4 protein-coding genes are annotated in these 5,824 nt (G+C 70.1%); 1 reads left to right on the top strand and 3 read right to left on the bottom strand.

The features are described from left to right. Window positions 1–364: 364 nt before the first annotated feature. The 3 genes from KGA66_RS27705 to KGA66_RS27695 form a co-directional block, all read right to left on the bottom strand. Complete coding sequence (locus KGA66_RS27705) at window positions 365–1,507, bottom strand: mannosyltransferase family protein (RefSeq protein WP_211472322.1); 1,143 nt, start codon at window positions 1,505–1,507, stop codon at window positions 365–367. Between the two features lie 497 nt (window positions 1,508–2,004). After that, window positions 2,005–3,042 carry a LacI family DNA-binding transcriptional regulator gene (locus KGA66_RS27700; protein ID WP_211472320.1) on the bottom strand — a complete coding sequence of 346 codons (1,038 nt, stop codon included), beginning with the start codon at window positions 3,040–3,042 and terminating at the stop codon, window positions 2,005–2,007. Between the two features lie 72 nt (window positions 3,043–3,114). Further along, window positions 3,115–4,392, bottom strand: a complete 1,278-nt coding sequence (locus tag KGA66_RS27695; protein ID WP_246508865.1) for a glycoside hydrolase family 6 protein — start codon at window positions 4,390–4,392, stop codon at window positions 3,115–3,117. 678 nt (window positions 4,393–5,070) lie between these two features. On the opposite strand from KGA66_RS27695, the gene KGA66_RS27690 reads away from it, so the two are divergent. Further along, window positions 5,071–5,824, top strand: a 754-nt coding sequence (locus KGA66_RS27690; protein WP_438822084.1) for a GH12 family glycosyl hydrolase domain-containing protein, incomplete at its 3' end; no start/stop codon positions are given.

The following is a 5,824-nucleotide window of genomic DNA, read 5'->3' as shown; positions in this document are numbered from 1 at the left end:
ACCGAACCAGCCCCCGCACCAACGCCGAACGCCGCAACGGGCACACCCAGAAAGCCCGCTACACCATCACCATCGCCGAGTCGAATCTCCCCAAAGCGGACTGACCGGCCCTAACTTTAGGGCAGTGCCGCTACCCAGCGCCATATGACCTCCGTGGCGCAAATACGCATGATGGCCCGAGCTTTCTTCTGTACACGTGACCGCTCCCCTGTTCTTCGCTGTAACTATGCAGACGTCAGTCAGCGACATCAGGTTGCGGGAAAATCCGAGAAAGCTGGCGCCGATCCGCCGCGGCGCTGACCGCCGCCGACGGACCGGAACCCGGGGCTCGCGAGGACACGTGGTCTGCGATGTGCGGGCCGGCTCAGTTCGCCCAACTGCCCGCGGTGTAAAGGTAGGTCGAGACGAGGGCGATGGGCGCGCTGACCCACAGGTACGCGTTCCCGATCCAGGGCCGGCGGTCTGCGGCGCGGGCGAGCAGGACGTAGAGCGGGAAGCACATCAGCAGGCCGCGGTCCGCGGCCTGCTGGCTGTTGACGAACACCATGCTGGCGAGCACCAGGGCGCAGTAGGCCGCTTCGGGCCAGGCGCGTCGCGCCAGCAGCACGATGACCAGAAGGGCGGCCGCGATCGTGCACACCAGCTCCAGCTGGAAGGCCCACGCGTACGCGCCGGAACCGTCGCCGTACTCGTATGCGCCGCGCCAGGTGTTGCGGATCGCTGTCCAGGGCCAGTCGACCCACAGGTTCCAGCCCTTGCGGTTCGCGGCCTGCCAGGCGGTCCAGCTGCCGGTCGCGCGGCGCAGGTACAGCTCGTACATGAACGGACCGAGGGCGGCGGCCGCCGCGATCGAGGCGGCGTGCAGGCGCCGGCCGCTGCCGGGCCGGACGAGTGCGAACAGGACCAGGGCCGGGATGAGGGCGAGCCCGTCGATCCGGGTCAGTCCGGCGAGCCCGGCGAACAGCTGGGCGACGGACCATTCCGCGTGCAGCGCGGCGTACCAGGCCGCCACGGCGAAGGCGAGGAACAACGGCTCGCTGTAGCCGACGGTCAGGAACACCGCGGCCGGAGCCGTGAAGAGGAACAGCCCGGCCCGCGTGCTGCCCGCCATCCGGTTGAGCAGCACGGCCGCGACGCAACCCGCGACGAGGGAGAGCAGCAGCGCCGAGTCGAGCCAGTTGCGCACGAACAGGTGCACGAAGGCGAGCAGGATGGGATATCCGGGCAGGAACGCGGCGTTGTTCGGGGCGGACTGCCCGGAAAACAGGCCGTGCTGCGCGTAGTTGACGTAGAGGTTCGCATCCCAGTGCTGGTAAGCGCCCGTCAGCGGCTGGTGGCTGTTGTTCGTGCCCTGTATCCACGACGAGCAGTAGGCCACGATCGCCAGGGCAGCGTGGGCCCCGATCGTGACGCCGATCGCGGATCGGTCGGTGGCGGTCAGCCGACTCGGCCAGGCCGGGCGCACGGACCGGATGCCGCGGGCGCCGGCTGCGGCACGGGTCTCCATGCCGACCTGGGCTCCCTCGGCCGTTTCGGCCCCGGCCCGAGAGCCCGTGTCCGCGGGCGCCACCGCGGGCGGCCCGGCCTGGGCTCTCGCGGCGACGTCCGGCCGCCCGGAGGCAGGGGCCTGCGACGCTGTTGCAGGCGTGGGCGGGATGGTGTGATCGAGCATGGCATTCCCCCGGGCCGACTGAGCGCTTGGGCGCAGCGTAGAGATCGGCTTGCGAGAACGTCACCGGCGCACCGAGGCGAAACCCGGACCGGCCGCGTTCACCCTGGTAGACGGCCCTTGCGCCCGGACCGCCGGTATGTAGCTTGCACGGCGTTCATACCGGCGCCTGACCTGCGCGGGCGGGCAGCAGAGCCGTGATGACGCCGGGGCGCCACATTCCAGCCGCGGCAGCGCGCTGCGACGTGCGCCGGCGGCCGCGGCCTCGTGGTGGGTCAGGGTTCGGATTCGTGGTCCGGCGGGCTTGCGGCGCGGCTCGGGACGTGCGAGCGCGGTCACCCGTCGCGGGGCTCGCCGGGCATCGGCGCGGATTCGCGGATGGTCAGCCGGGTTGGCAGGATCAGCGAGGTGGGCCGTTCCCCGTTGATGAGGCTGATCAGCATCTTGGCCATCTCCTGGCCGAATGCCTGGATCGGCTGGTTGACGGAGGCCAGCGGCGGGTCGGTGTGGCGGGCGATCGGCAGGTCGTCGAACCCCACGACGGCCACGTCCGCGGGCACCGAGCGGCCGTGTGCCTTGAGCGCGCGCAAGACGCCCGCGGCCATGTTGTCCGAGGCGGCGAACACCGCGTCGAGGTCGGGATGGGCGGCCAGCAGCCGGGCGGTGGCCTCGGCGCCGCTGTCCTCGGTGAAGTCGCCGTGCTCGGCGCGGGTGTGGTCCAGGCCCGCGACGGCCATCGCCTCCTGGAACCCGCGCAGCCGGTCGGCGCCGGCCCGGGTGTCGAGCTGGCCGGTGATGGTGGCGATGCGTCGGCGCCCGATCGCGATCAGGTGCTCGGTGGCCAGTCTCGCGCCGCCGCGGTTGTCCGCGTCGACGTACCATTCCGGCTCGCCGTGCAGGGGCCTGCCACCGACGACGACCGGCAGGCCGAGCTGCTCGGTCAGGTGGTACAGCGGATCGTCCCCGCGCAGCGCCATGAGCATGACTCCGTCGGCCCGCCGGGACCGCAGCACCCGCTGCACGCGTTCCCTGCCGCGGCTGGAGCTGGCCAGCGCGAGCATCAGGACCAGGTCGGTCGTCTCCAGAGCCGCGCTGACGCCGACGATGACCTGGGCGAAGAACGGGTCGGCGAACAGCGCCGGATCATCGTGCGACACGGCCAGGATGACCGCCGTGGCCTGCTGGGTGGCCAGCGCCCGGGCGCTGGGATTGGGCACGTAGCCCAGCTCCTGGATCGCGTGCTCGACGGCTTCGCGGGTGGCCCTGCTCACGTGCCGGGCGTTGTTGATGGCGCGTGAGGCCGCCGAACGGGAGACCCCGGCGCGCAGGGCGACTTCGTCGAGGGTCGGCCTGCGCGCCGGTTGCGTTGCCATGGACCGGTTGGTCCTCTCTGCTGCTCGTGCTCGTGCTCGTGCTCGTGCTCGTGCTCGTGTGCGGTGCGTTGCTCAGCGTAGATCGAAATTGAAGGTCAGTGCGGGGACCGCGTTGTCGGCGAGCGTGAGTGCCTGCGCCGGCCACCAGGTGCCGGCCGAGGGGTCGGCCGCGCCGCCGTAGACGGGATCGCCGGGCCCGGCGGTTCCGCGGGTGCAGCTACCGTCCGATTGCCCGATCGTCTTGATATAGAGGTATGCGTCGGCCAGCGGCACGCCGGTGTCCGCGGTCGGGCGCTTACCCATGCCGCGACCGGGCGGGTTGCACCAGGTCTGCGGGTCAGGGTAGGAGGTGCCCGCGGGCGGGTTCCAAGCTCCGAGGCCGTTACGGCTGGTGTCCACGACGAAGTGGGTCAATTGCCCGGCGGGGGCGCTGCCGGTGTTCTGCGCGAACCAGTCGTCGGTCCAGTGCCAGGTGCTCGGGTCGCTCGACGATACCGAGTCGCCGGGCAGGCCGTCGTTGGGCGCGGCGGGAGAGTAGTACTGGCTGGCGCACCAGTCGGCGTGACCGGTCGCCCAGCTCGGTCCCGCGGTGGCGAACCAGACGCACTGGGAGACCCAGGTGCCGTAGTGGTCGGACTGATCGGTGGGCTGGTAGTTCGAGACGTTCAGGGAGAAGCCCTGCGTGTCCGCGACGTCCGCGTCGATCAGTCGCTGTGCGATGTCGCCGACCGCTCGCCACTGGCTGTTGCCGGCGTCCAGGTAGACCGAGGTGTGTGGCTCGGCCTCGAGCACTGAGACCGCGTATCTGAGGTCTGCCATCCGCGCCGCGGTGAGCGCGCCGGTCGGATCCGTGCTCGCACCGCAGTCCTGCGGCAGGTTGGCCAGTGCGTCCGGTTCCAGGATCACGACGGCGCGCGCCTGTCCGATGGCGGCGGCGAACGCCGCGATCCACTGGCGATAGGCGGCATCGGAGGGGGCGCCGCCGCTGGAGTACTGCCCGCAGTCCCGCAGCGGAATGTCGTAGGACACCAGGACGGGCACCGCCCGCTGTCGCCGGGCGCCACGCATCAACGTCGAGACCTGCTTCGCCACCTGCTGCGGGCTGCCCCCGGTGAACCAGGTGGCCTCCGGCCAGCCGGCCAGCTTCGCCATCGTCACCGCGTCACGCAGGTCTCCCGCCTTCACGTCGGTCAGGGCCTGGTTGGCCGCGTCGCTGTGCGGGTCGACGTAGAAGCGCGAGTCCGACGGCAGCGTGTGATCGGCGGGCTGCGCCGCCACGGCGGACGCCGGCGTGGAACCGAGTGCCAACGCGGCGGCCGCGATGGCCACGGCGGGCTTGAGAAACCTCATTGTCCTCATCCTCTTGAGCGGCGCGGACCCGAGCAGGGGAGCGTGGGAGCGCTCTCACGCCGAGGTCGTGCGGGACCGGAAGCGCTTCCAGTCGGACCATAGTGACAGCGGCCAGGACTGTAAAGAGTCGCTTTCCAGGAAACGGCTCTGTCACGTCGTTTACGTGCTCAAAGGGCCTGAAACCCGATCGGCTCGGCTTCACCGGCATGGATGAAGCGGGACCGGGAGCGCTTCCAGTCTGTCCCGGACGGCGGCGGCAGCAGTCCACACGCACCGGGCGGCCCTGCAATGGGATGTCTGGACCCCGTCTGGAACCCCTGTGTCCGGCCACGACCCGGTGAGGTGCCGCGATTGCGCACGGTGCGCGATCAGGATCGGGTGCCCTACGTAAGTTTCACATGACCGCTCCCTGCGTCGCGCCTGGAGTGTTCGCGCCGAAGCAGGGCTCTGGACTGCGGTTTTATGCGCGGCTGGCGCGCGGCCCGCGTAGCGCCGACCCCGCTGTGCTCTTGAGCTTTCGGGACGGCCTTGGCACCTTCACCCAGCGATGCGGTGTGCGCCGAAACCGGCACATCCCATCACTCCCGCCGAGTTCGCCCGCCGAGCCGATCTGCGATCGCGGGCGTTACCTCTGCGCTTCTCACCGCTTCAGCGGATTCTCGAAGGGACGAAAACCGAATGTCTCGACGACTCCTGCGACCGCGCGCGTTCGCGGCGGCACTGGCGTTCGCCGTCGCCGCGGCGCTTCCCGCGGTCGCCGCGCCGGCCGCGCAGGCCGCCACGACCACCTGCTCCGGCAGCGGCACGATCCCGGCCGGGGACTACATGATCCAGGCAAACGAGTGGAACTCCAGCGCAACGCAGTGCCTTACATACAACGGCGGAACCTCATGGTCCGTGAGTACCGCGAACTTCAACCTCAGCGGCGGGGCACCGGCCACCTACCCGTCCATCTTCAAGGGCTGTCACTGGGGCCTGTGCACCGGTAACAGCGGACTGCCGATCCAGATGAGCAACCTGGGCAGCGCGACCACCTCGTGGAGCACCAACCAGCCGGGGTCCGGCGCGTACGACGTCGCCTACGACATCTGGTTCAACTCCTCGCCCACCACCAGCGGCCAGCCGGACGGCACCGAGGTGATGATCTGGATCAACAGCCGCGGCGGGGTGCAGCCGTTCGGTTCGCAGACCGGCACCACGTACGTCGACGGCATGAACTGGAAGGTGTGGACCGGCCAGCAGACCTCCTGGAAGATCATCTCTTACGTGCTGAACCCGGGGGCCACGTCCGTCTCGAACCTCGATCTCAAGGCACTGTTCAACGACGCGGTCGCACGCGGCTCGATCAATCCCTCGAACTATCTGATCGACGTCGAAGCCGGCTTCGAGATCTGGCAGGGCGGCCAGGGACTGGGCACCAACAGCTTCTCGG

This window comes from Actinocrinis puniceicyclus (genome assembly GCF_018283645.1).
Lineage (GTDB): Bacteria > Actinomycetota > Actinomycetes > Streptomycetales > Catenulisporaceae > Actinocrinis > Actinocrinis puniceicyclus.
Note: the sequence above shows the minus strand (reverse complement) of the source record. Positions and strands in the feature narration are given on the sequence as shown.

Excerpts from the sequence above, each read along its gene's own strand:
- KGA66_RS27695 (WP_246508865.1), bottom strand. The coding sequence starts at position 4,392 with ATGAGGTTTCTCAAGCCCGCCGTGGCCATCGCGGCCGCCGCGTTGGCA.
- KGA66_RS27705 (WP_211472322.1), bottom strand. The coding sequence starts at position 1,507 with ATGGAGACCCGTGCCGCAGCCGGCGCCCGCGGCATCCGGTCCGTGCGC.
- KGA66_RS27700 (WP_211472320.1), bottom strand. The coding sequence starts at position 3,042 with ATGGCAACGCAACCGGCGCGCAGGCCGACCCTCGACGAAGTCGCCCTG.